The following is a 24,059-nucleotide window of genomic DNA, read 5'->3' on the forward strand; positions in this document are numbered from 1 at the left end:
ACTCAGTCCGCCGTCTCTTCCGACGCGTCGTCCGACTCGGGTGGCCGCTGAGGGAACTCCTCTCCGGGGTCGTAGTTGTCGCTCTCGTCCATCCCTGTCACTTCATCCTCGGGCGCATGGATGCCCGCGGGCTTCTTGAACGCGAAGCGGACCGGCGCGCTCCTCGCGCTCGCCTGGAAGCATGATGGCTCATCCACGAAGAGCGCCAGCAAGGCCACCGTGTCCCAGTCCTTGCCATCCACGGAAGTGACGTCGTCGATGCGTGTCTCCGTCGCGCCAGGTGCCAGGCTGATCTCAGCCACATTGGCGGTAAACAAGGCTTCGCCCCCCTTTTGCTCCTCGTGGCCCTCCAGGCAGGCATTGCCATGGATGCGCCGGGCACTCACATTCTTCAGCGTGTACGTGAGGACATAGCGATCGTCTCCCTGTGGTTGCTCCAGCGTGACGTCGGACAGTTGGAGCTCGCCCTTCGCCAGCCGGTCCGGCCGTCTGGCCGCGGGCACATCCGCGGGCGCGGGGCGTCCCGAGGGAAGCAGGCGCAGGGGCTCGCTGGTCGCTCCGAGGGCGCCGCTGTCACAGGAGTACTCGGCGGCCGTGAACAGCAGCACGGTCCGGGCCTGCTCCCAGGCCTTGTCGTCCACGGGGACATCGTCCGTGAACACGTCGTCCGTTCCGCCCTTCACCGCGATGTTCCCCAGCCTCTCCGCCCGGATGAAGAAGCCTTGCTCGTCGAGCAGCGCCAGGCACGCGTCCCCGCGGCCCTGCGCCGTCCCTGGGTTGGTGAGCGTGTACGTCACGTCCAGTTGGCTGGAGCCCCGCTTGAACACCACCTCCGAGAACCGCAGCGGCTTCGCCACCTTCGCCACAGCCCCCGCGTCCGGGACACCCGCGTCGGCCACGGCGGCGGCCACCGCCCCCGCGTCCACGGACATGCTCTCCGGGGGTTGATCCTTCTTGCATCCAGCCACCAGCGCGCCGCCCAGGAGCAGCACGCACAGGCTCCGCATCCACCCCTCATCGCGCATCATTCCGTCACCTCGTCCGCCGGAGCCACGTCGTTCTCCGGGGCCGCTATGTCGCCCGCGTCGTTACCGACTTCGGACTCCTCTTCCTCCAGCTCCCGGGGCGCACCGACGTCTGACGGCTTGGAGAACAGGAAGCCCACGTTCCGCGGATCCGGCTCGTCCGCGCAGCCGTTGGGACTCGCGAAGACGCGCAGCGACTTCACCGTGTCCCAGTGCTTGTCATCGTCGAAGGAGATGCCTTCCGTGAGGGTCACCGACGCATGCGGGGCCAGGTCGAAGCCTCCAACGGTGACCTCCTCGAGGTCCTGCATGTGGTCCGTCCAATGGGCCCGCAGACACGCGGTCCCCAAGGCCCGGTGGTCGCTCACGTTCTTCACCGTGTAGGTGACGGAGTAGCTATCCGAGATCCCCTCCTGGCTCACCCGGGCATCGGACACCTCGAAGTCCTCCGGCTTCGACGGCTCCGCCGGAGCGGGCACGGGCAGGTCCGCCGGCGCGGGCCGTCCTGACGGCAAGAGCCGCAGGGGCTCGCTCGTCGGCTGCTGGCTGCTGGAGAGGCAGCTGGAGTCGTACGGCATCGTGAAGAGCATCACCGAGCGGGCCTGCCCCCACTTCAGGTCCGACACGTACGCCCGGTCCTCGAACGTGTCCTCCAACCCGCCCTTCACGACGATGCCCCCCAACCGCTCCACCCCCATGCGCCGCCCCTGCTCATCGAGCAGCGCCAGGCATGCATCCCCGCGCCCCTGCGCCGTCCCCGGATTGGTGAGCGTGTAGGTCACGCGCACGTAGGGCTTGTCGCGAGCAATCACCACGTTCGAGAAGCGCAGCGGCCTTGCCACCTTCGCCACCGGCCCCGCGTCCGGCATCCCCGCGTCCACCACGGCCACCCGCGCCACGCCCGCGTCCACGGGCGCGCTCGCCTGGGGCTGTTCCTTCTTGCACCCCGCCCCCCACACCGCCGCGCCGCCCAGGAGCAGGACCCCCAGGCTCCGTCTCCACCCATCATCGCGCATCATTCCGTCACCTCGTCCGCCGGAGCCGCGTCATCCTCCGCCTCGTCGTCCGCCGCCTCCTCCTCCACGGGCGAGCGGACTCCCGCCGGCTTGTCGAACGAGAAGCCCGGGTTCTCCGACTCCTCCTCATCCCCGCAGCCAAAGTGGCTCGCGAAGAGACGCAGAAGGGTGACGGTGTCCCAGTGCTTGTCCTCCTGGAAGGTGATGGCGTCCGTGAGGGTCACGGACGCGCCTGGGGCCAGGTCGAAGTTCCCCACGTTGGACTCCTCGATCGCGCGCGTGTCCTGCCCCCCGTAGGCCCGCAAGCACCCGCTCCCCGAAGCCCGGTGGTCGCTCACGTTCTTCACCCTGTAGCGGATGGCGTAGGAAGACAGGGTTCCCTCCTGGGTCACCTCGATGTCGTACACCTGGAGGTCCTCCGGTTTCGTTTCCTTCCGCGGCGCGGGCACGGCCAGGTCCGCCGCCGCGGGCTTGCCTGACGGCAGCAGCCGCAGGGGCTCACTGGTTGGCGACCTGCTGGTGGAGTCGCAGAGGTGGCGGTAGGGCATCGTGAAGAGCAGCACGGTGCGGGTCTGGCTCCACTGCAGGTCGGCCACGGTCACGTGGTCCTCGAACGTGTCCTCCAACCCGCCCTTCACGACGATGCCGCCCAGGTGCACCACCTCAATGGGGTGCCCCTGCTCATCGAGCAGCGTCATGCACGCGTCCCCGCGCCCCTGCGCCGTCCCGGGATTGGCGAGCGTATAGGTCACGTCCACGCGGAGGCCCTGGCGCGCAATCACCACGTCCGAGAACCGCAGCGGCTTCACCACCTTCGCCACCGTCCCCGCGTCCACGCGCCGGGTGCCCGCGTCCACCACGGCCACCGGCGCCACGCCCGCGTCCACGGGCGCGGCCGCCTCCGCTGGCGGCTCCTTCTTGCACCCCGTGGCCCACGCCACCGCGAGCCCCAGGAACAGCACGCCCCACGCGTGCCCTCGCCGCTGATCACCGCGCGTCATGAAGCCCCCTCCACTGCACTCTTCCGTCGGGGTTTCATATGGGACACCGCCACGGCGCGGCAAGACGGCCCCCCTTCGCGCGTGCTTGACGCCGCAGGTCCGGAGCGCTCGGATGCGCGGCACCTATGCCCACTCCCAAGCTGCTCACCCGCGCGGAAGCCACCGACTACCAGGAAACGTCCCGCAGCGCCGACGTGGTCGCCTTCGTCGACGCCCTGTGTGCCCAGACGAAGCTCGCCAAGCGCGTGGACTTCGGCCAGAGCGGTGAAGGTCAGCCGCTCATGGCGCTCATCCTCAGCGACCGCAACTGCTTCACGCCGGAGCTGGCGCAGAAGCAGAAGAAGATCATCGTGATGGTGGAGGCCAACATCCACGCCGGTGAGGTGGAGGGCAAGGAGACCCTCCAGGCGCTCGCGCGGGACCTCACGCTCACGTCGCTGGGCAAGAAGCTGTTGGACCGGCTGTGCCTCGTGTTCGTCCCCAACTTCAACCCGGACGGCAATGATCGCATCAGTAAGGGCAACCGCGCGCTGGATTTGAAGAACCTGGAGGGCCAGGTCAACCCGCCCGGTGGCGTGGGCATGCGCTACACGGGCGAGGGCTGGAACCTCAACCGCGACAACATGAAGCAGGAGGCGCCGGAGACGCGCGCCATGGCGAAGCTGTACCAGTCGTGGTGGCCGCACCTGTTCGTGGACTGCCACACCACCGACGGCAGCATCCACGGGTTCGACCTCACCTTCGACATCCCGCACGGCAACGCGGACCTCATGCATATGTCGCGCGACGCCAACCGCGAGCTGGCCGAGCGCGTGTCCGCCGCCGTGAAGAAGAAGCACGGCTTCGACAGCTTCTGGTACGGCAACTTCCTCAAGGAAGGCGACCCGACCTCCGGCTGGCACACCTACCCCGCGCTGCCCCGCTTCGGCAGCCACTACCGGGGCCTGCTGGGCCGGCTGGACGTGCTGCTGGAGACCTACAGCTACATCGACTTCCCCCGCCGCTGCGCCGTCATCCGCGCGTGGGTGCTGGAGCTCATCCGCGACGCCGCCCGCTACGCGAAGGACTACCGCACCGCCACGTCCTTCGAGGAGGCCGCCATCATCGCGCGCGGCAAGTCCCCCGACGCGAAGGAATGGGTGGGCATCAACTTCGGCGTCGCCCAGCGCGACGCGGAAGGGGCGCTGGTGTTCGACTACCCGGCCTACGTGCTGGGCAAGGACATCGCGGCCATCAACTCCTTCGACGAGGCCAGCATCCAGGCGCGCCGCTACCCGGGCAAGCGCAAGAAGGTCTACAAGACGCCGCACTACCGCACCTTCGTGCCCACGCAGTCGGTGAGTACGCCGTCCGCGTACCTGGTGCCCGCGTCGCTCGCGTCCCGGCTGGAAGGCCACGGCATCCGCTTCGAGAAGCTGGCCAAGGCACAGCGCTTCCAGGTGGACAGCTACCGCATCGCCCGCCGCGAGCAGACCTTCAGCCCGGACGTCGCCGCCAACGTGCCGCCCCCCGGCCAGGACGAAGTCCCCTTGAGCCAGAGGCCCAAGCCGGTGCGCTTCGAGACCATCCTCACCGTGGCCCCCGAGCGCTCCGAGCGCGAGTTCCCCGCCGGAACCCTCAAGGTCCCCACCGACCAGCGCACGGGCACGCTCATCACCTACCTGCTGGAGCCGCACTCGGACGACGGCTTCTGCCGCTGGCAGTTCCTGGATGACAGCCTCACGGTGGGCGAGCTGTACCCCATCCACCGCGTCGTGGAGGCCACCCGTCCCCCCCTGAAGGTGGAGTAGGCGTCACACCTCCGGACACCTCCTCGCCCCCGGGTCTGTCATGCCCGGGGGCATTGGCCGTAGACTGGGCCCCGCAGGACCCGCGGAGATGGTGCGGGGGCACGCGGGAGGCCCCGGATGGCTGGCATGCGGCAAACGCCCCCAGGCACGCGCCTTCCGGGGCGCACAGGCGTGGCGCGCGTCTGGGGACTCGTGGCCCTGGCGCTCTGCATGGCGCTGGGCTTCGTCGCCGTGCGCGTCTGGAAGCAGCGGAGCGACGGGCCTGAGACGCCCGCGCTGTGGCTCTCGGAAGCGTCCCACCGTCCCCTGGAGGTGCGGCTGAGCCTCCCCGCCGCGGACGTGTACCGCCCCCATGAGCCCCCGCAGGGACGAGACGCGCTGGCCCCGCCGGTGCCCCTGGGCGCGCTGTCCAGCCTGGAGGAGCGCGGCGACGCGCACGGCGTGGGCGTCAGTTACCTGCTGCATGCCGACACGGAGCAGGGGCTCGCGTACCTGAAGCGCGCGTCGCCCTCGCTGGACCGCGACAGTGACCTGGCCGCCGTCGCCTTCCTGCGCGGCCACCACGACGACGCCCTGACCCTGCTGGACGCCACGCTGGAGGCCATGCCCGAGCACCCGCAGGCGCGCTGGAACCGCGCCGTGGTGGCGCGCGAGCTGGGGCTGACGCTCCTCTCCGCCACGGCGTTCGAAGCAGTGGCCGTGAAGGGCGAGCCCGGCTGGAGCGACGAGGCACGCGAGCAGGCACGGACGCTGCGCGCCCGGTTCCAGGCCCGGGCGGATGCATGGAAGGCCACGCGCGAGGCCTTCCACGCCCGGCTGCGCTCGCCCCAGGCGCCCCTGCCGGTGGAGGCCGCGGCCCGCTTCCCGGGCATGGCGCGCGAGTCGTTCTACGAGCTGCTGGCCACCTCGGAGAGCTCCGCACAGGTGGAGGCCCTGCTGCCGCTCGCGGGGGTGCTGGACCACGCGGCCGGCGGGGGCACCGTGCTGGAGGACACCGTGCGGCGTCTGGCGGCGCTGGACTTCACGCGCCGGGCGCCGCTCGCGCGGGAGTACGCGAAGCTGGTTCTGGACACGCACCTCACCCCCGCGAGCCTCATCGAACGGCTGCGCCAGGAGCCCACGGCGAAGGACCTGCTCCTGGGCGCGCTGCTGCGCACGCCGGGCGTGGCGCGCACGCACGAGGAGCTGCGCGCCCTGACGGTGGGCGAGACGGATCCCTGGATCCTCTCGCGCGTGGCGCAGGAGAGCGCGCGGCTGGACGACCTGTCAGGCCAGGGGACGCAGGCCGGGGACCGGTTGCGAGAGGCGCTGGGCGAGTGCCGCGCGAAGATGCTGCCCCTGCGCTGCGTGGATCTGCTCATCCGGTTGAGCAGCCGCGCGACCGCGTCGAACCGGCTGGTGGAAGGCGAGGAGTCCGCGAGGGCCGCGTGGCAGGAGGCCGCCGCGCTGGGCGAATGGGAACGCGAGGGACAGGCGCTGGTGATGCTGGCCAACGCGACGCGCTTCCAGGTGCGGGTCGCGCTCTCTCGGGCCTATCTCACCGAGTCCCTGGCCCGTCAGCCCGACAACTGCGTGGCGCGCACGCAGGCGCACCGCAACCTGGCCTCGCTGGCGCTGATGCGCTTCCGTCCTCAGGAGGCGCGGCAGGAGATGGAGGAATCACTCGCGTGCGGCCAGACGCCCGGACTCCAGGGCGCGTGGATCCTCGCGGACCTGGCGCGGCTGGCGCCCCGTCCGTCCGACGAGGCACTCCTGATGGCGGAGCTGGCACGGGTGAGTCCGCTTCGCGAGAACGCGGGGCGGCGCGTGCTGGCCACGCTCATCCGGGGACGCTTCGCGGTGGACCGCGACTGGCGCGAGGGCCAGCGGGTGCTGCGGCAGACCATCGCGGAGGCGGAGCCGCTCCTGCGGGTGAATGCGGATGCGCGCGACGCCAGGGCGGTGGCCTTCCAGACGCTCGCGGTGAGCGCGGGCCACGCAGGGGCCTTCCGGGAGGCCATGGACGTGGTGGCCGAAAGCCTCCAGGTGCCCGTGCCGGAGGGCTGCGTGCTGGCTGCGGCGGTGGAGGCGGAGCGCACGGTGACGGTGGTGCGCGGTCCACGGGGCCAGGTGCAGGGCCACTATGACGCCTCGCGCACGGTGCCCCTGCGCGATGACCTGACGGGCCTGGTGCCCGGCGAGCTGGTGGAGTTGCTGCGCGACTGTCCCCGCGTGGCGGTGCTGGCCGCGCCGCCCCTGGATAGCCGCGCGGGCCTCCTGCCGGTGGAGCTGGCCTGGAGCTACCGGGTCAGCACGGGCGTGCACGCGTCGTCCCCCGCGAAGCCACCCCTGCACGTCGTGGTGTCGGATGTGGAGCCGCCCCTGACGCTGAAGCTGGCGCGGCTGCCCTCGGCGGCGGAAGTGGACCTGGCGGGCGCGCAGCGGCTCCTGCGGCTCAAGGGAGCACAGGCCACGCCCGAGCGCGTGCTGGAGGCGATGGAGCAGGCCACGGACATCGACATCCACGCGCACGGAGTGGTGGACCGCGCGCTGTCGGACGCCACCGTCATCGCGCTGTCGCCGCAGCAGGATGGCCACTATGCGCTCACCGCGGAGGAGCTGCGCCGCCGGCATCTGCACGGCGCGCCCCTGGTGGTGCTGGGCGCATGCAGCGCGGCCCGCCTTCCGCCCATCCTGCATGAGACGTCATCTCTGCCGCAGGCGTTCGTCGCCTCCGGAGCGCGGGCCGTCTTCGCCGCCACGGCGGAGATCCCCAACGACGCAGGCGCCTTCTTCCGCGCGGTGCGCGAGCGCATCCAGTCCGGCGAAGAGCCCTCCCAGGCGCTGCGAGCCGAGCGCCTCGACTGGCACAAGAAGCAACCCAACATGCGTTGGGTGGACAAGGTGCTGCTGTACCAGTAGCGCCCACGTCCCTCAGTCTCGCGGAGGCAGCGGCGAAGGCTGGGGCTCCGCGTCGGCGTCCCACGTCACGTTCGGCTCCCGCAGCGCGAAGGCCTCGAATGAGACGGCAACGCCGCCCCCGGGAGCGCTGAAGCCGTACCACCAGCCCACTGGCAGCAGCAGGCACTCTCCCAGCGACAGCGTCACGTCCAGGCGCAGGGGTGCGTCGTCAGGCTCCGGCGACGCCAGGGCCACCCGCCGCAACTCGAAGGCCGGAACGAGTTGGAGCCGCCGCTCCCCATGCACCTGCGCCAGCAGCACGTTGCGCCGCGCCGCGCGCAGGGGAACCTCCGCGCCGGGTGGTTCCCACCACAAGCGGGGCTCGCACGCACGAGCGTCCTCCGCCGTGAACCCCCGAAGCGGCGTCAGCCCCCGGGCCAGCGGTTCCAGCCGTGAGTCCTCGAACAGGGGCACGCAGCACGCATGTCTCGCCTCGCGCTCGCCCAACAGCGCTGCCACGTTCCCGGGGCTCCAGGCCTCCGGCTCCAGCGACGCGCTCCATTCCGCGCGCAGCACCACGGGCAGGTTGTCGAAGTAGTAGCGCTCGAAGAACGCGGCGGGCGACAGCGCGTCATGCCGGTCCACGCGCGGCGGTCCTTCCGTCTGCTGGAACAACTCCGCGTACACGTCCAGCAGCCCCTCCAGCTTTCGCTGCATGCCCACCGCACGCAGCGCGCCCGCGACGAAGGGCTCCTGCTGCTCCACCTCCACTGCCCGCCGCGCCTGCTCCAGCGCAACACCCGCCTTCTCCAGCGACGCCACCAACTCCTTCGGCGACGCACCGCGCACCAGGTTCTCCACCAGCCACCGCCGCCACTCGGGTGTCAGCGGCGAAGTGCCCGCCTCCACTTCACGCGAAGCTCTCATCGGTGCTCCTCCGGAGGCGTGGCGCCCAGCCAGCCCTCCCGCCAGCAGGTGTTCATCCCAGGTGTCTCTTCGAAGCTCACGAACGTCACCGACAGACTCGGCTCCACTGCCCGCAGCGCGTGCCACCACCCCACCGGGATGAAGAGCGTGTCCCCCGGCCCCACCTCCACTGTGTGCAACGCAACCCGGGCGAAGTCCGGGAAGCGCTCCAGGTCCGGCGCCAGCACGTCCACCGCGCTGTAGAAGCCACGCACGTTGGACATCCACGGCGTCTCCCACGACGGCGCCAGCCACACCTGCTTGCGACCCCACACCTGGCAGAACAGGACGTTGAGGTGATCATGATGCAGGTTGGACAGCGTCCCCGCCGGCCCCAGCCACAGGTGCACGCGGTCGGGCCCATGCAGGTCCGGATGGATGTATCCCGCCGGAGCACGCAGGTCCTCCAGCAACGGCCGGAACGCGTCACGCAACAGCAGGCTGTTCCGAGCCACCAGATACATGTCGTTCGCCGGCGCACCGTCGAACCGCGTCAGCAATTCCCGCAGCGGCACGTCCCGGCGCAAACGGTCCGCGTGCAGGTCCGGCATCTCCTGGGCATCGCGCCCCGCCATCACCTCCACCGTCTCGTCACCGAAACGCTCGGCCATCCACGCGGGCGTCCACCGCGTCCGCGCCGGCCAGTCCTCCATCAAGCCTTCAATGACAACCGGCCGGTTGCGCCGGTAGTAATCCGTGAAGAATTCCGCTGGCGCCAGCCGGGACCGCCGCTCCACGCGCGGCGAGAGCAATGCCTGCCGTCGCGACACCGACCGTGTCTCCAGCAGTGATTCAAGCAATCCCAGACGTGTCGTGAATTCACGCGCCCGAACCACCGCCGGATGTATCTCCGCGGCCCGAATCGTTTCCCAGACAACCTCTGGCGCGATTCCAGCCGTCTCCAGACGGGCCACGAGGCTCTCGGAAGACACCCCACGCGCAAGGTTCTCCGCGAGCCACGTTCTCCATACAGGGGGGAGGGAAGACGTCATCGCCAGCCCCCTTGAATCGGGCTGAACCATTTGGGTCGTTCACATCCACCCCGAGCGGACTCCATGACGCCTCCCGAGAACTCATACAAGATCGTCCCGAACCCCAATCCCCCGTGTGACCCAGCGCAGGAGGACCTCAGCCGGAAGCGGACGCCTGAAACACCATCGCCCACGCCGCCGCCGTCCACGCCGCCCCTTCCTGAAACGCCGAAGGACGAAAACCTCAACGGCTGAAGCAAGCCATTGAAGCGGCGGGCACACCTCAACCGAAGGTGTGCCACCGCGCGTTTCCGCCCGGCACCTCCAGCGACTGGAACGTCAGCGACACGCTCACGTCCAGCGCCAGCACCTGGTGCCACCAGCCCACGGGGATGAAGAGCATCTCCCCCGGGCCCACCACCACCTCGTGCACGTGCGCGCGGGCGAAGTCCGGGAAGCGCTCCAGGTCCGGCGCCGCCGCGTCCACCGGGCTCCACACGTGCTCGCGGTTGTACAGGCGAGGCGTCTCGAACGACGGCACCAGCCAGAAGCGCTTGCGCCCATGGACCTGGCAGAACAGCACCGAGTCCACGTCATGGTGCAGCGCCGTGTGCGTGCCCGCGGGCCCCACCCACAGCTTGATGCTCCCGTGCTGCCGCTTCGGGTACACGAAGCCCGGAGCCGGCCGCAGGTCCTCCAGCAGCCCCCGCAGCTCCGGCCGCTCCAGCGCGAAGTTGCGCGCGGTGAGGTACAGGTCGTTGGACGGCCCGCCGTGCTCCAGCCGGTGGAGGAAGTCGCCCAGCCGCATCACCGTGCGGCACGCATCCGGTGACACGTCATGGTCCACACGGGCTTCGCGGCCCGCCATGACCTCCACCTCCACGTCGCCGTAGTCCCGTGCCAGCGCTTCCGGCCGCCAGCGCTCCAACAACGGCCAGCCCTCCATGAAGTCCTCCAGGACGACGGGCCGGTGCGCGCGGTAGTAGCGGGCCTGGAACTCCTCCGCGGACACGCCCCGCCGCCGCTCCACCGTCCTGCGGGACTGCGCATGCAGCGACGCGCGCACGTCCAGGAGCGACACCACCTCCGCCCCCAGCGCCCCGCGCGAGCCCCCAGCCTCCACCACCGGGTGCCGCCGCGCGCGAGCCACCTCCGAACGCGCCTCCTCCGGAGCCACCCCTCCGGCGACCAGTGCCAGGGCCAGCGCCTCCTCAGGCACGCCCCGCAGCAGGTTCTCCGACAGCCACGCATCCCACGAGGGTGACAAGGCCATGGCCCCACTCTAGGCCACCCGCGAAGCGGCACGGAAAGGGGGCCCTCTCCCCACATGCCCTACAGGGTGAGCGCCCCCTTGAGGCCCAGGACGATGATGTTGCGCGCGTCCTCGTCACCGCCGGGGCGGATGTATTGGAAGTTGGGCCGCAGCACGAGCCACGGCGTCGCATGGAGGCTGTAGTACAGCTCGCCCAGGTACTCCGTGCGAGGGATGAGCGTGTCGGGGTCCTGCGCCTGCTTCTGCCGCTGCGCGGTGACATAGCGCCCGTTGGTGTGCGTGGCGCCCAGCGCGAAGCCCACGTCGTCATTCGTCCGGCCGAACACGCCCGTGTAGCCCAGGCCCAGCGTGTACTGGCCATCCTGCGTGGAGGTGTCCAGGTCCGTGTGCGTCAGGCGGACGAAGACGTTGAGGCCCTGCGCCTTGTTCTCCGCGCCCGCCACGTGCGTGAGCTGCTGACGCGCGACGAAGTAGATGCCGTATCTCCCATCGCGCTCCACGCCGGCCAGCAGCACATCCGGCGCGTTGGACGTGTCGTACCAGACGCCCACCTTGTAGAGCCCCTCCAGCCGGTCGCCGCGGAACTTCGGGTTCCAGCCCAGCTCCAGGGGCAACATCACGCCCGTCGCCCCGCTGAAGCGCCCCAGATAGAAGCCCTCCTCCAGGTTGCGAGGGTTCATCTCGTACGCGGCCAGCTGCAGGTACGCCACCTTCGCCAGGTCCACGCGCAGCCGAGTGGCCCACTGGCTCACCGGCCAGTTGAACCAGTAGTTGCCCACGATGTTGCCGGGCTGCGCGCCGCAGAAGGACAGGTTCTGGAAGTCGCAGGGGAAGTCCGCCGTGTCCTCGCCCACCGTCATGCGCCCCAGCTTCAGGTGCACCTGTTCGCCGAAGAAGAGCTGATCCCACCAGAGCTGCGTGAGGCGCCCCACGTTGCCGCGCCCGTACACCTCCTGCACCAGCTGGAGGTTCCCCAGCTCCATGTCCGCGTTCAGGTTGTTGCCATTGCGGTACGTGAAGGTGAACTGGAAGGTGCCGCCCTTGAGCCCGGCCAGCTTCTCCGTGTCCAGGCCCAACCCCACGTTGAGCTGACCCGCCTGCCGCAGCGCATGGCCCTTGCCACCGCGCGCATTGAAGGCGAGCTCCGTCACGTAGCGGACCTGGAGCGCCACACCCAATTCGAAAAGCAGTCCGCGCGCCCCGCCCCAGCCACCGGTGAGGCCCGGGGGCATCTTCGTCGTCTCGGCCGCGAAGGACGGCCCCGAGCACAGCAGGGCCCACAACAGCATCCAGGCCCCGAACGCCCGTCCCCGCATCGCGCCCTCCCCCTCGCACGCCACGGGTCCCCAATGGCCACGGCCACCGGGATGTCCAGCCGTGCCGGGGGGCTGTCCGTCGGCTTCCAGCCACTCCCCCGGGCCCTTCGAACGGCCCGGGGTGCGGCGAGCAACGAAAGCAGCACGCCGGGAGTGTCCTCCTCCCGGCGGGACGTGACTGACTACTTCTGCGGCAGCGGAACCGAGCGCACGTGCAGCTCGCGCAGCTGCTTCTCGTCCACGTCGCCGGGAGCGCCCGTCATCGTGTCCGTGCCCGTCTTCGTCTTGGGGAACGGAATCACGTCGCGCAGGGACTCCGCACCGGTGAGCAGCATCACCAGGCGGTCCATGCCCAGCGCGATGCCGCCGTGCGGGGGCGCGCCGAACTTGAGCGCGTCCAGCAGGAAGCCGAACTTCACGCGCGCCTCCTCCTCCTGGATGCCCAGCGCCTTGAACACCTCGCTCTGCACCTTCGGGTCATGCAGGCGGATGGAGCCGCCGCCAATCTCGAAGCCGTTGAGCACCACGTCGTAGCGGTGGCACTTCACGCGGCCCGGGTCGGTCCCCAGGTACTGCACGTCCTCGTCGTGCGGACGGGTGAAGGCGTGGTGCGCCGCCGCCCAGGTGTTCGTCTCGTCGTCGTACTCGAAGAGGGGCGGGTTCACGACCCAGAGGAACTTCCACTGGCCGCCGCTGCCGTACTCGGGGATGAGGCCCAGCTTCTTCGCCACGTGCACGCGCAGGTTCGCCATCACCGTGTGCACCAGCGACTCGCGGCCGAACTGGAACAGGATGAGGTCGCCCGTCTTCGCGTTCACGGCTTGGTTGATGGCCAGCCGCAGCGCCGGGGTAATCGTCTTGGACAGCGGGGACTGGGTCCACTCACCGCCCTCGCCCACCTTCGCGCGAGCCAGGCCCTTGGCGCCCGCCTGCTTCGCGAAGTCCTCCAGCTTGTCGCTCTCCGCGCGGGACAGCGCCTTCTCCGCCGGGACGACCATCGCCTTGACGATGCCCTTCTCCTGCACCGCGTCCCACATCATGGGCACGCCGCCCGCGGCGCCGTGCTCGCGGATGACGTCGGTGAGCACCACGTGCTCCAGCCCGAAGCGCAGGTCCGGCTTGTCGTTGCCGTACTTCGCCATGGACTCGTAGAAGTCCATGCGCATGAAGGGCGTCGGGATGTCGATGCCCAGCACCTCGCCCCACAGCTTCTTCAGCAGGCCCTCGATGATGGTGAAGATGTCGTCCTGGGTGACGAAGCTCATCTCCACGTCGATCTGCGTGAACTCCGGCTGCCGGTCCACGCGCAGGTCTTCGTCGCGGAAGCACTTCACGATCTGGAAGTACCGGTCGAAGCCCGCGACCATGAACAGCTGCTTGTACAGCTGCGGGCTCTCCGCCAGCGCGTAGAACTTGCCCGGGTTCAGGCGGCTGGGGACCAGGAAGTTACGAGCGCCGCCCGGCGTGTACTTGCCCATGAAGGGCGTCTCCAGCTCCAGGAAGCCGTTGCCCGCCATGTACGAGCGCGCCAGCGTGTTCATCTTGGAGCGCGTCATCAACGTCTTCTGGAGCGGCCCGCGGCGCAGGTCCAGGTAGCGGTGCGCCAGGCGCTTCTCCTCGGACGTCTCCACGTTGTCCTCGATGAGGAACGGCGTGGGCTCCGAGCGGTTGAAGATGGTCAGGTCCGAGGCCTTCACCTCGATCTCACCCGTCTTCATCTTCGGGTTCACGTTCTTGCCGCGCGACAGCACCTTGCCCTTGATGCCGACGCAGTACTCCAGGCGCAGGTGGCCGGCCGTCTCATGGGCCTCCTTGCTGTCCGGCTCGAACACCACCTGGGTGAGCCCTTCGCGGTCCCGCAGGTCGATGAACACCGCGCCACCGTGGTCGCGGCGGTTGTGCACCCAGCCGAAGAGGACCACTTCTTCGCCAACGTTCGCGGCCGTGAGCTGACCGCACGTGTGGGTACGCTTGACCTCTGAAATGAACGGGACCGCCATGGAGACCGCCTGCGTTTGGTTCGGGAAGGAAGGCCGGGCACCATAGCGGATCGTGGAAACGACGCGTCAAGGAATCCATGGCCCGAACACCCCCGTGTTTTCACCGTCATCTCCCTCGGAAGACAGGCGCATGAGCAGGCAGGCGCGCACGTCCCCGCAACCCGGAATTGGATCCGGGGTTGAAGCCTCCATGCAGGGGGACCTGGAGACCCGCCGCCGGCCCAAGGGCATGCCCCCGTGCATGCGCGCGGGGTGGGTGCTGCTGGCGCTGTTGGGGGCACGAAGCGCAGGGGCGGAAGTGGCGGACAGCTCCGTCACGCTCGAGGCGAGCGGCGGCCACGGCTATGCCTTGTGGAGCCTTCTGGGCGACGTGGGTGTGGCGGAAGCGACCTTCGTCACGCTGGGCTACACCGGCGTGCGTCCGGAATCCGGCACCGCGGCCACCCATCAGCTCTCCGTGGGCATGGACCACCTGGCGGGCGAGCACTGGCTCCTGTCCGGCGTCGTCAGCCTGGGCCTGTCCAAGGCCTCGGACACGGAGCTGACCCAGGAGCGCCCCCGCCTCAACGTCCCCGGCCTCACCGCCCGGACGGGCTCCGGCAGCCAGGCGGTGCAGCTGGGAGCGGCCTGGGACTCGGCGGGCTTCGGCACCTGGGAGTACGGCCTGGACGCGGGCGTGGGCATCAGCCGCAACCCGCTGCGCCGCCAGCTGCTCACCGTCTCCGACGGCGCCTCCACGGAGCGCTACGCCCAGGAGGACATCCTCTGGTCGGCCCGCCCCACGCTGGGGGCGCGGCTCCTCTGGAAGGGCCAGTGGGAGCTGGGGCTGCGCGGGGCTTTTGCCTTCTACAGCGAGGACCCGCTCACCGCGGGCCAGTTCACCGACGCGGAGACGGACCAGTTGGAGGCCCAGCTCGAAAGCCGGGTGGCCGCCCGCAAGGCCCTGGCGGGACTGCGCCGCCGCCAGCTGCGCGACCTGGGCGCGGCCGTGGCGCGGCGCTTGGGCGAGGTCAACGCCACCACCGGCTTCCCCTCCGCCCCAGTCCGCTGGGACCTGAGGCCGTCCCTCTCCTGGCGCCTCACCCCCGCCCTCCGGGGCCAGCTGTCCTACGCCTTCACCCGGTACGTGCCGGGTGAGGGCGTGGCCCACGTGCTGGCCACCCGGTGGACGGTCCGCCTGGGCGACGCGGTGCGGCTGTGGGCCTCCGTGGCCCTCCAGCGGGACGTGCCGGAAAACCTCCCCGCGGACACCTCCGGCCTGCTCACACTCGGAGGGGAATACACGTTCTGAGCGGTCCGGAGTAAAACGGCGTCATGCTCCGAACAGTCACCACCGCCGCCGTCGGGCTGGCCCTGGCCACGGGCTGCGCGCCGGACAGCGAGGCCCCCGTCAAGGTCTCCGTCCTGTCCCGCTCCAGCAATGGCCAGTACGTCCCCACGCAGGTCGAACTCACCACCATCGAGGACGTCGTCGGCCTGAAGGGCACCGTCGGCGACCTCCAGGGCGGTGCGCGCATCGTCATCGACGCGAACGACCCCGCGCTCCAGAACGCCACCGCGGACAACGTCGCGGAGGTGCTGCTCAAGAAGTCCGGCCACGACGTGAAGGCCAGCTACATCAGCCAGAAGGACGAGAAGACGGGCGATGACGTCCTCTGGCCCGCGGACTTCCACTCCTGGAACATGGTGACCTCGTATTACAACCTCGAGCGCGCCAACGAGTACTTCCGCACCGTCGCCAACGTGAAGGTCGTCTCCTTCGAGCCCACGCCGACGCTCTACTACTTCCCTGAGTTCATCCAGGCGCAGTTGAGCAAGGAGCCGGCGCGCGACAACGCCATCTTCTACCCGGTGCTCCAGTCGTTCATGGTGCTGCCGTTCGATCAGATCCAGCGCGCGCCCCTGCCCCTCAACGCGGCGGTGATGGCGCACGAGTATTCGCACCTGGTGTTCAACCGGCTGGCGTACGCCGGGCAGTCCCTGCCCGTGGCGTTGTCCAACTGGTCCTCGGGGAACCCCAGCCAGGGCGCCAACGTGCTCAAGTCCTTCGACGAGGGCCTGGCGGACTACCACGCCTACGGCGCCACCTGCCGCAGCGTCAGCGGGTGTGATCCCCGCTTCATGTCGACCTCGTTCGACGGCGGCCCCTTCGCCGGGGTGACGGACGCGAGAGATCTGTCGCGCGGGGACCGCTGCATGAGCGCGCTCCTGTACTCCCGCGTGCAGCAGCAGGACGTGGGCACCTTCTCCTCTGACGGCGCCGAGTACCAGGTGGGCACGCTGCTGGCGACCGCGCTCTACCAGGCGGGCCGCTCCACCGGCCAGGAAGCCCAGCTGCAGCGCGACATCGTCTCCGCGTACTACGACACGGACCCCGCGAAGCCGGGCATCTACCAGTACACGCAGCTGGTGCTGGGGGATCAGTCCCAGTTCTCGCTGGCCGTCCCCGCCGCCGCCATCATCTCGCACATCTCCGACCTGGACCTGCGCAAGGCCGTCTGCAACGAGTTCATGGACCACCTGCAGATCCCGCGCGAGCTCCTCATCGGCGCCAACCTCTGCCCGGCCAGCGCCGCGGGCGGCACCACCTGCCCCAGCATCTTCCAGTGAGGCCCGCTCCCTTGAACACCTGGCTCAAGGCCTGCCTCGCCGGCAGCCTGCTCTTCACCCCTGTCGCGTTCGCCCAGAGCGCGGATGACGACGACCCCTACGCCTACCCGGAGCAGGAAGCCGAACGCGCCCAGGAGAAGGCCCAGAAGGACGACGACGACGCCTACGATCGCCGCCGCAGGCTGGTGGACGAAACGGACGAGTTCCGCGAGGCCGCCGAAGCCACCAACGACGACGGCTTCCGCGGCATGTCCCGCCTGGACGACCCCAACCTGGGCGTCGCGGTGGAGCTGGTGGCCGGCCTGCTGCTCATCGACAGCGCCCGAGGCGACTTCTCCGACAACAAGCCCGGCCTGGGCGTGCGCGCCACCTGGGAGTTCGGCCGCAACTTCTTCACGGAGAACGCGACCCTGCGCGAGGCCCTCTTCGCGGACCTGCGCTGGCTCTACGGCAGCCTCAGTGACGGCACGGAATTCATCAAGGGGGACACGCGGCTTCACTACTTCACGCTCGCACCCGCCTGGTTGTTCCAATTCGGCGACTCGCCCTTCGGTCTGTACCTTCAGGCCGGTGGCGGACTCGCGTACCAGAACACCGGCATCACCGTGGGCGAGGAGGAGACCAAGGTGAACGGCCTCAAGCCCGTCGTCCAGTACGGCCTGGGCCTCCGCGGCCGGCCCGCCCTGTCACGCACGCTGCACCTCACCTTCCGCATCGAGGCCATGGGCCTGCGGCGCGGCTACGCCAACGACTTCTTCCTGGGTGGCAGCGCCGGCGTCGGCTTCTGAAGCACCGCCCGTTTTTGTCCCTTCGGCCCCCGCGCCCTTCCCACCCGGGAAGCGGTGGCGGGGGCTGAACTTTTTCCCCTCCTTCAACGCCCCGGCCACGTCCCCCTGCTTGGCATTCCAAGGAGATGGACCGCTGGCATGCCCCCTGCTTACATTCGCGCCGGTTGGGGGAGTCAGGGGCGTCGGGCTGGAGGTGGAAGATGAACGGCGAACAGGAACACGGGCAGGGCAACTCCCGGCACTGGGATCCGGTGTGCGGCAGGCACCTGGAGGCGCCGGAGGGCCATCCGTCGTCGGAGTACAAGAAGCGCCGGTACTTCTTCTGCTCGGAGGGCTGCCGCACCGCCTTCGAGCGGCAGGCGGAGCGCTTCCGCCTCAACGAGCTGGCGCGGGCCGGCGCGCTGATGTCGCCGGGCCGGGTGCGCTGGGGCCTCGCGTAGCGCGAGCAGGAACCTCGGACGGCGTCAGGCGGCCTGACGCACGTCCTTGAGGCGCAGGGACAGCTTGCGCTGGCCACGGAAGGTGTCGAAGCCGGCCTGGAAGGCCAGGTCCACTGGACCCTCCACCAGCGACACACGGTCCGCCATGCCGAAGCCAATGGCATCCAGCTCCGGAGCGTCCACGAGCGCCAGCTTCAGGTGCCCCGCGCCAGGCACCCCGGACTTCGCGGGCAGCACGCGAGGCCGGGCCTGCTGGCCGCGCAGCACCAGCACCGGCTCCGGGTTGCCCTGACCGAAGGGCCCCAGCTTCTGCAGCGACTCCACGGCCGTCGCGTCCAGGTCGCGAGGGTTCACCACCGCGTCCACGCGGCAGCGCGGAATCATGTCCTCCGGCGTCAGACGCTGGAGGGCAATCTTCGCGAAGGCCTCGCGGAAGGCGGGCAGCTGCTTCGCGTCGATGGTGAGGCCGGCGGCGTGCTTGTGCCCGCCGTAGCGCGTGAGCAGGTCCGAGCACCCGGTGAGCGCGTCGTACAGGTGGAACGCCTCGATGCTGCGCGCCGAGCCCTTCCCCACCCCGTCCTTCACGCCCACCATCACCGTGGGCCGGTGGTAGCGCTCCACCACGCGCGACGCGACGATGCCAATGACGCCCGGGTGCCAGCCCTCGTCGTAGAGCACCAGCCCGCGCGAGTCCTTGTGCTCCTCCGCCTGCGCCAGCGCCTGCGTGAGGATGCCGCTCTCAATGCCCTGCCGCTCCGCGTTCGCGCGATCCAACACCTGCGCCAGCGAGCGCGCCGTCTCCACGGAGTCCGCGCAGAGCAGCTGCAGGCCCAGCGACGCGTCATGCAGGCGGCCCGCGGCGTTGATGCGGGGCCCCAGGCGGAAGCCCACCTGCCCCGCGGTGACGGTGGCGTCCGGCTCCAGGCCGGCCACCTCCTTCAGCGCGCGGATGCCGGGGCGGCGGCCCTGGGACAGCTCCTGGAGGCCGTGCGCCACGAGGATGCGGTTGGCGCCGGTGAGCGGCACCACGTCCGCCACGGTGGCCAGCGCCACCAGGTCCATCAGCGCCTTGAGGTTGGGCTCCTTGCGCGTGGCGAAGAAGCCGTCGTCGCGCAGCCGCTTGCGCAGGCCCATGCAGAGGTTGAAGGCCACGCCCGCGGCGCACAGCACCTTGGTGGGGTACTCGCAGCCGGGCTGGTGCGGGTTGAGCACCGCGGTGGCGGGCGGCAGCGTGGGCGGCACCGTGTGGTGGTCCACCACCACGACCTCCAGGCCCAGCTCCTTCGCGCGAGCAATCTCCGCCACGGAGGTGATGCCGCAGTCCAACGTCACCAGCAGGCGCGTGCCGTCCTGCGCGATGCGCTCCACCGCGCCCAGGTTGAGGCCATAGCCCTCGTCCAGCCGGTGCGGGATGTACGTGGAGGGCGTGGCGCCCAGCTCCTTGAGGAACAGGTACATGAGCGACGTGGAGGACACGCCGTCCACGTCGTAGTCCCCGTAGAGCGTCACCTTCTCCTTGAGCCGCACCGCGCGCAGCACGCGCTCCACCGCGGGGCCCATGCCCTTCATCCGGAACGGGTCCGGCAGGTCCGCCAGCCGGTCCGACAGGAAGGCAGACGCCGCCTCCGGCGTGCGGTAGCCCCGGTGGAGCAACACCCTCGCCGCCAACGGGTGCAGCGACAGCTCACCCGCGAGCGAACCGACCTCCTGCTCGACGACATCTGGAAGCAACCACCGCATGGAGAAGGACAGTACCTCAGACGTCCGACCAAGGCAGTCCAACCCGTCCACTCACACCACCCTCCTGCACGCTTGTTCAGACATGCGCTCGCCTGCCTTCCTGCCTCCAACCTGCACGGCGGGTATGCGGTGCCCAGCTTGAGTACGTACCCGTGGACAGGGAGGTCCGCATGCTTCGCAGGTGTCTCCAGGGCGGTGCCCTGATGGCCGTCGTGTTGTGCGCGGGGCCCGCGCTCGCGCAGAAGAAGCAGGGGGACGTGAACGTCTTCCTGCGCGGAGGCATCGGCGACTACACGGGCGACCTGGGCGACGTGGCCAGCACCGGCCCGCTGTGGGGCCTGACGCTCAACCTCCAGCCCACCACCTTCCTCGGCTTCGAGGTCGGCTACGAGGGCTCGCAGAACAAGGTGAGCGACAGCCGCCTCTTCGACGCGCCCTCGCTGGTGCGCAACGGAGGCAGCGCGCTCGTGAAGGTGTCGCCGCCCTTCCTCACCGCGGTGCGCCCCTTCGCGGGCGTGGGCCTGGGCCTGTCCTACGTGGACGTGCGAGGCGCGGGCGCGGGGCTCTACGACAGCGACTTGATGGAGGAAGTGCCGCTCGCGGTGGGCCTGGAGTTCAACACCGGAGGCCTCACCGCCGGCGTGCGCGGCACGTACCGCATCCTCATCGACCAGGACTTCGCGGGCGCCACCAGCACGGACGGCGTGGGCGGCGGACTGATGGACGCGTCGCTGACGCTGGGCGCGCGCTTCTAGAAAAGCGAAGGGCCCTCGCTTCCACATGGGAAGGAGGGCCCTCGTCGCTTCAAGCCATCAGACAGCTCAGGCCGTCTTCGGCTCCTGCTTGGCGCCACCGGAGTGACCCTCGCGGGCGTGCGCGCGCTCGTCCAGCCAGATGACCAGCGGGCTGGCGATGTACACGGACGAGTAGGTGCCCACGAGGATGCCCACCAGCATCGCCATGGCGAAGTCGAAGATTTCGCCCACGCCGAAGATGAGCAGACCGATGAGCGACAGCGCCGTCACGCCGGAGGTGAGGATGGTGCGGCCCAGCGTGTCGTTGACGGCGATGTTGATGATCTCCGGCAGCGGCTTGCCCTTGTACTTCACCATGTCCTCGCGGATTCGGTCGTAGATGACGATGGTGTCGTTGACGGAGTAACCCACCACGGTGAGCAGCGCGGCGATGGACGTGAGGTTGAACTCGCGCCGGCTCACCAGGTAGTAGCCCGCCACCATCACCACGTCGTGGAGCATGGCCAGCAGCGCGCCCGGGCCGAACTTGAAGTCGAAGCGAAACGCCACATACAGGAGGATGGCGATCATCGAGTACACCAGCGCCATGATGCCGCGGTTGCGCAGCTGCTTGCCCACCTGCGGACCCACGTAGTCCACGCGGCGCTGCTCGAAGTTCGGCTTGTCGGAGCCCGCGCTCAGCGCGGTGAACACCTTGTCCGCCATGCCGCTCGCCACGACCTGATAGTCGTAGCCGTTGCCGCCCTGGTTCGCGCCCAGGTCGCGCACCTCCTGCACGCCAATGCCCGCGCCGTCCTGCACGGCCTTCTTCACCGCCTCCACGGACAGGGGCTGCGAGGAGCGGAAGTTCACGATGCCGTTGGCCATGTCGGCGTAGACGTTGCGCGTCTCGCCCAGGCCCTGGATGGCCGTCTTCGCGCGCTCGGCGTTCTCCTCGGTGAGCTGCGTGACGCCGCCCATGCGCAGGAGGAAGGAGTTCTCATCCGCGGAGCCGATGCCCTGCACGCTGACGTCGTGCAGACCGCCGGCCTGGGCCTTCTCCCGGACCTGCGCGGCGGTGGTGGAAGTGTTGTACTTCAGCTCCACCACCGTGCCGCCGGCGAAGTCCACGCCGAAGTTGAACCCCACCGCGGCGATGCCGACGATGATGGCCAGGTTGATGAGGGTGGAGATGAAGAGCGCCGGCTTGCGCTTGCCGATGAAGTCGATGTTCGTCTTGTGCTTGAGAATCTGCATGGCGGATTTCCCGAAGGCGCTGGAGGCCCGTTAGACGGACACCGACTGCGCGTTGCGGCCGTGGACGAAGTAGGTCGTGATGACGCGCGTCACGACGATGGACGTGAACAGCGACGCCAGCAGGCCTACGATGAGCGTGGTGGCGAAGCCGCGGATCGGGCCCGTACCGGTGAAGAACAGGATGAAGCCCGCGATGAGCGTCGTCACGTGCGCGTCGAAGATGGTCCAGAAGGCGCGGTCGTAGCCCTGGTCCACCGCCGCGCGCGCGGACTTGCCGTGGGACAACTCCTCGCGGATGCGCTCGTTGATGAGCACGTTCGCGTCCACCGCGATGCCCAGCGTGAGCACGAAGCCCGCGATGCCAGGCAGGGTCAGCGTGGCGTTGAAGAACGCCAGGCCCGCCAGGATGAGCAGGCCGTTGAGCAGCAGCGCCACGTCCGCGATGAGGCCGGACTTGCGGTAGTAGACCGCCATGAAGACGACGACGAGCGCCAGGCCCACCAGCGCGGCCAGGCTGCCCTTCTTGATGAGCTCGTCACCCAGCGTCGCGCCCACCTGACGGATTTCGCCCACCGTCACCGGCGCGGGCAGCGCACCGGCCTTGAGCACCAGCGCCAGCGTCTGCGCCTCGCCCAGCCACTCCTCGAAGCTGCGCCCGCTGGCGCGGCCCATGGTGATGCGCGCGCGGCCGCCGCCAATCTTCTCGTTGATGCGCGGGGCGGTGTGCACGTTGTCGTCCAGCACGATGGCCATCCGGCGGCCCACTGCGGCCTCGGTCAGCTTCTCGAACTCGCGCGAACCGGCCGGGTCGAACGCGAGGTTCACCTCCGGCTCGTTCATCTGGCTGACGGACGCGTCCGCGCCCGCCAGGCTCTCACCCGTGAGCGGAACGTTCTTATCCAGCAGGTAGGTGCGGTACGCGATGCAGTCGTTCTTCTTCACCGGGCTCGCCACGCACTGGGTGACGACGTCGCGGCCTTCCGGCGTCTTGTCCTTCGCGTACGCCAGCAGGGCCTCGCGGTTGGGCGAGGACAGCTGCGGGAAGCCCTCGTCCTCCACCAGGGTGATGTTGCTCTCCGCCGGGGGCGGGTTCTGCTGGTACATCTGCGCGAACACCTGCGGGTTGGTGTCGTCCACCATCCGGAACTCCAGCTGCGCGGTGGTGCCCACCAGCTCCTTGGCCTGCTCCGGGTTGCTGCGGCCGGGCAGCGAAATCTGGATGGAGTCCGTGCCCAGCTTGCGCACGTCCACTTCCGCCACGCCCCACTTGTCGATGCGGCGGCGGATGACGAGCATCGCCTGGTCCACGGCCTCGTCGCGGAAGCGGTTCACCTGGCCCTCGTCCGGCTTGAGCACCAGCGTGCCGCCGTTGCGGGACTCCACGGTGAAGTCGGTGAAGGTGGCGAGCACTTCCTTCTGGATGGCGTCCATGGTGCCCGGGTCCTTCGCGGTCAGCACCAGCTGCAGCCGCTCCGGGTCCGTGTCCGCCGTCACCTCGCCCAGCTTCTTGTCGTTGACGTAGGTGGCGATCTGCGTCCCGCGGCGCTCGGTGCGCTTCTGCAGGGCCGTCTTGGTGTCCACCCGCATCACCATGTGGATGCCGCCCTGCAGGTCCAGCCCCAGGTTGAGGCGGTACTTCGCGGGGGGCGCCCACGCGGGCAGCCGCTGCTCCAGCACGGCGATGTTGTTGCGCTCGGCGCGGTCCAGGACCACCAGCGAGTAGTAAGTCGGGACGAGGAACCAGATCGTTCCCAGCGTCACCGCGACGATCATTCCGAACTTCCACCACCAGCCGCGGTCCATTACTTCTCCTCCTTCTTCTCAGCGGGGGCAGCCGCCGGGGCGCCCGCCACCGGAACGGTTCCCTTCGCACTGACAGCCGTCTTGAGCACGCGCACGCGCACTCCGCTGGCGATTTCCACCGTCACGGTGGAGTCGTCCACCTGGTGGATGCGTCCGAGGATGCCGCCGGACGTCACGACGTCATCCCCCTTCTTCAGCCCCGCGAGCAGGTTGCGGTGCTCTTTGAGCTGCTTCTGCTGGGGGCGGATCATCACGAAGTACATGATGGCCACCAGCACGGCGAGGAAGCCGAAGGTCCCCAGGGGGGAACCGGCCCCGGCCTGCGCGAGAATCAGGAAACTGTCAGCCACGTACTGCCTCGTCGTTTGGAAGGGAGGACTCGGGAAACCGGCCCCGACCCGGCGTACGGGTGGGGTCAAAACATCCGAAAGGGTGGCCTCTTAGCAAGG

General features: G+C 69.5%; 19 protein-coding genes. 7 read left to right on the forward strand and 12 right to left on the reverse strand.

Annotated features, from left to right (window positions below):
* Nucleotides 1–2: 2 nt before the first annotated feature.
* The 3 genes from D7Y04_RS28720 to D7Y04_RS28730 are packed head-to-tail and all read right to left on the reverse strand — an operon-like array spanning nucleotide 3 to nucleotide 3,042.
* On the reverse strand, nucleotides 3–1,028 hold the full coding sequence (locus D7Y04_RS28720; protein ID WP_147477210.1) for a hypothetical protein: 1,026 nt from the start codon (nucleotides 1,026–1,028) through the stop codon (nucleotides 3–5).
* The gene (locus tag D7Y04_RS28725) at nucleotides 1,025–2,044 is read right to left on the reverse strand and encodes a hypothetical protein (protein WP_121761335.1); all 1,020 of its coding nucleotides are present in this window, start codon (nucleotides 2,042–2,044) and stop codon (nucleotides 1,025–1,027) included. Before D7Y04_RS28725 ends, D7Y04_RS28720 begins: the two co-directional genes overlap by 4 nt.
* A complete protein-coding gene (locus tag D7Y04_RS28730; protein ID WP_121761336.1) occupies nucleotides 2,041–3,042 on the reverse strand; it encodes a hypothetical protein in 1,002 nt (333 codons plus the stop codon). Before D7Y04_RS28730 ends, D7Y04_RS28725 begins: the two co-directional genes overlap by 4 nt.
* Before the next feature lie 125 nt (nucleotides 3,043–3,167).
* Between D7Y04_RS28730 and D7Y04_RS28735 the strand changes: the two genes are divergently transcribed.
* Nucleotides 3,168–4,832 carry a M14 family zinc carboxypeptidase gene (locus D7Y04_RS28735; protein ID WP_121761337.1) on the forward strand — a complete coding sequence of 555 codons (1,665 nt, stop codon included), beginning with the start codon at nucleotides 3,168–3,170 and terminating at the stop codon, nucleotides 4,830–4,832.
* A 126-nt stretch (nucleotides 4,833–4,958) separates the two neighbouring features.
* On the forward strand, nucleotides 4,959–7,733 hold the full coding sequence (locus tag D7Y04_RS28740; RefSeq protein ID WP_147477211.1) for a CHAT domain-containing protein: 2,775 nt from the start codon (nucleotides 4,959–4,961) through the stop codon (nucleotides 7,731–7,733).
* Nucleotides 7,734–7,745: 12 nt separating this feature from the next.
* On the opposite strand, the gene D7Y04_RS28745 is transcribed toward D7Y04_RS28740, so the two are convergent.
* From D7Y04_RS28745 to aspS, 5 genes are all read right to left on the reverse strand, one after another.
* A complete protein-coding gene (locus tag D7Y04_RS28745) occupies nucleotides 7,746–8,639 on the reverse strand; it encodes a hypothetical protein (RefSeq protein WP_147477212.1) in 894 nt (297 codons plus the stop codon).
* A complete protein-coding gene (locus D7Y04_RS28750) occupies nucleotides 8,636–9,448 on the reverse strand; it encodes a cupin-like domain-containing protein (protein ID WP_121761340.1) in 813 nt (270 codons plus the stop codon). Before D7Y04_RS28750 ends, D7Y04_RS28745 begins: the two co-directional genes overlap by 4 nt.
* A gap of 484 nt (nucleotides 9,449–9,932) precedes the next feature.
* Nucleotides 9,933–10,922: a cupin-like domain-containing protein gene (locus D7Y04_RS28755; protein WP_121761341.1), complete on the reverse strand. Its 990-nt coding sequence runs from the start codon at nucleotides 10,920–10,922 to the stop codon at nucleotides 9,933–9,935.
* 59 nt (nucleotides 10,923–10,981) lie between these two features.
* Entirely contained in the window at nucleotides 10,982–12,238 is a 1,257-nt protein-coding gene (locus D7Y04_RS28760; protein ID WP_121761342.1) for a carbohydrate porin, read from the reverse strand.
* A gap of 182 nt (nucleotides 12,239–12,420) precedes the next feature.
* Nucleotides 12,421–14,238 carry an aspartate--tRNA ligase gene (gene aspS / locus D7Y04_RS28765; protein ID WP_121761343.1) on the reverse strand — a complete coding sequence of 606 codons (1,818 nt, stop codon included), beginning with the start codon at nucleotides 14,236–14,238 and terminating at the stop codon, nucleotides 12,421–12,423.
* A gap of 190 nt (nucleotides 14,239–14,428) precedes the next feature.
* Between aspS and D7Y04_RS28770 the strand changes: the two genes are divergently transcribed.
* From D7Y04_RS28770 to D7Y04_RS28785, 4 genes are all read left to right on the forward strand, one after another.
* Nucleotides 14,429–15,529: a hypothetical protein gene (locus D7Y04_RS28770; RefSeq protein WP_121761344.1), complete on the forward strand. Its 1,101-nt coding sequence runs from the start codon at nucleotides 14,429–14,431 to the stop codon at nucleotides 15,527–15,529.
* Between the two features lie 23 nt (nucleotides 15,530–15,552).
* Entirely contained in the window at nucleotides 15,553–16,848 is a 1,296-nt protein-coding gene (locus D7Y04_RS28775) for a hypothetical protein (protein WP_120597213.1), read from the forward strand.
* 11 nt (nucleotides 16,849–16,859) lie between these two features.
* Nucleotides 16,860–17,636: a hypothetical protein gene (locus tag D7Y04_RS28780; protein ID WP_120597214.1), complete on the forward strand. Its 777-nt coding sequence runs from the start codon at nucleotides 16,860–16,862 to the stop codon at nucleotides 17,634–17,636.
* 200 nt (nucleotides 17,637–17,836) lie between these two features.
* Entirely contained in the window at nucleotides 17,837–18,076 is a 240-nt protein-coding gene (locus D7Y04_RS28785; protein WP_121761345.1) for a YHS domain-containing protein, read from the forward strand.
* Between the two features lie 24 nt (nucleotides 18,077–18,100).
* Here the strand turns inward: D7Y04_RS28785 and recJ are convergent, their stop codons facing one another.
* Entirely contained in the window at nucleotides 18,101–19,816 is a 1,716-nt protein-coding gene (gene recJ / locus D7Y04_RS28790) for a single-stranded-DNA-specific exonuclease RecJ (RefSeq protein WP_120597216.1), read from the reverse strand.
* 170 nt (nucleotides 19,817–19,986) lie between these two features.
* Here recJ and D7Y04_RS28795 point away from each other — a divergent pair, with 170 nt between their 5' ends.
* The gene (locus tag D7Y04_RS28795) at nucleotides 19,987–20,571 is read left to right on the forward strand and encodes an outer membrane beta-barrel protein (protein WP_120597217.1); all 585 of its coding nucleotides are present in this window, start codon (nucleotides 19,987–19,989) and stop codon (nucleotides 20,569–20,571) included.
* A gap of 66 nt (nucleotides 20,572–20,637) precedes the next feature.
* Here D7Y04_RS28795 and secF read toward each other — a convergent pair whose 3' ends face one another.
* From secF to yajC, 3 genes are read right to left on the reverse strand one after another with little or no spacing between them, the layout of a single operon-like run.
* Complete coding sequence (secF, locus tag D7Y04_RS28800) at nucleotides 20,638–21,807, reverse strand: protein translocase subunit SecF (RefSeq protein WP_121761346.1); 1,170 nt, start codon at nucleotides 21,805–21,807, stop codon at nucleotides 20,638–20,640.
* A 30-nt stretch (nucleotides 21,808–21,837) separates the two neighbouring features.
* Entirely contained in the window at nucleotides 21,838–23,610 is a 1,773-nt protein-coding gene (gene secD, locus D7Y04_RS28805) for a protein translocase subunit SecD (RefSeq protein ID WP_121761347.1), read from the reverse strand.
* Nucleotides 23,610–23,960 carry a preprotein translocase subunit YajC gene (gene yajC, locus D7Y04_RS28810; RefSeq protein WP_120597220.1) on the reverse strand — a complete coding sequence of 117 codons (351 nt, stop codon included), beginning with the start codon at nucleotides 23,958–23,960 and terminating at the stop codon, nucleotides 23,610–23,612. Before yajC ends, secD begins: the two co-directional genes overlap by 1 nt.
* Nucleotides 23,961–24,059: the final 99 nt, after the last annotated feature.

The sequence above is a fragment of the Corallococcus sp. AB038B genome (assembly GCF_003668955.1).
In the GTDB taxonomy this organism is placed as follows: Bacteria; Myxococcota; Myxococcia; order Myxococcales; family Myxococcaceae; genus Corallococcus; species Corallococcus exiguus.

Bases quoted from the DNA above. Each gene is read 5' to 3' on its own strand.
- D7Y04_RS28720 (WP_147477210.1), bottom strand. From the start codon at position 1,028: ATGATGCGCGATGAGGGGTGGATGCGGAGCCTGTGCGTGCTGCTCCTG.
- D7Y04_RS28725 (WP_121761335.1), bottom strand. From the start codon at position 2,044: ATGATGCGCGATGATGGGTGGAGACGGAGCCTGGGGGTCCTGCTCCTG.
- D7Y04_RS28730 (WP_121761336.1), bottom strand. From the start codon at position 3,042: ATGACGCGCGGTGATCAGCGGCGAGGGCACGCGTGGGGCGTGCTGTTC.
- D7Y04_RS28735 (WP_121761337.1), top strand. From the start codon at position 3,168: ATGCCCACTCCCAAGCTGCTCACCCGCGCGGAAGCCACCGACTACCAG.
- D7Y04_RS28740 (WP_147477211.1), top strand. From the start codon at position 4,959: ATGCGGCAAACGCCCCCAGGCACGCGCCTTCCGGGGCGCACAGGCGTG.
- D7Y04_RS28745 (WP_147477212.1), bottom strand. From the start codon at position 8,639: ATGAGAGCTTCGCGTGAAGTGGAGGCGGGCACTTCGCCGCTGACACCC.
- D7Y04_RS28755 (WP_121761341.1), bottom strand. From the start codon at position 10,922: ATGGCCTTGTCACCCTCGTGGGATGCGTGGCTGTCGGAGAACCTGCTG.
- D7Y04_RS28760 (WP_121761342.1), bottom strand. From the start codon at position 12,238: ATGCGGGGACGGGCGTTCGGGGCCTGGATGCTGTTGTGGGCCCTGCTG.
- aspS (WP_121761343.1), bottom strand. From the start codon at position 14,238: ATGGCGGTCCCGTTCATTTCAGAGGTCAAGCGTACCCACACGTGCGGT.
- D7Y04_RS28770 (WP_121761344.1), top strand. From the start codon at position 14,429: ATGCAGGGGGACCTGGAGACCCGCCGCCGGCCCAAGGGCATGCCCCCG.
- D7Y04_RS28775 (WP_120597213.1), top strand. From the start codon at position 15,553: ATGCTCCGAACAGTCACCACCGCCGCCGTCGGGCTGGCCCTGGCCACG.
- D7Y04_RS28785 (WP_121761345.1), top strand. From the start codon at position 17,837: ATGAACGGCGAACAGGAACACGGGCAGGGCAACTCCCGGCACTGGGAT.
- recJ (WP_120597216.1), bottom strand. From the start codon at position 19,816: ATGCGGTGGTTGCTTCCAGATGTCGTCGAGCAGGAGGTCGGTTCGCTC.
- D7Y04_RS28795 (WP_120597217.1), top strand. From the start codon at position 19,987: ATGCTTCGCAGGTGTCTCCAGGGCGGTGCCCTGATGGCCGTCGTGTTG.
- secF (WP_121761346.1), bottom strand. From the start codon at position 21,807: ATGCAGATTCTCAAGCACAAGACGAACATCGACTTCATCGGCAAGCGC.
- secD (WP_121761347.1), bottom strand. From the start codon at position 23,610: ATGGACCGCGGCTGGTGGTGGAAGTTCGGAATGATCGTCGCGGTGACG.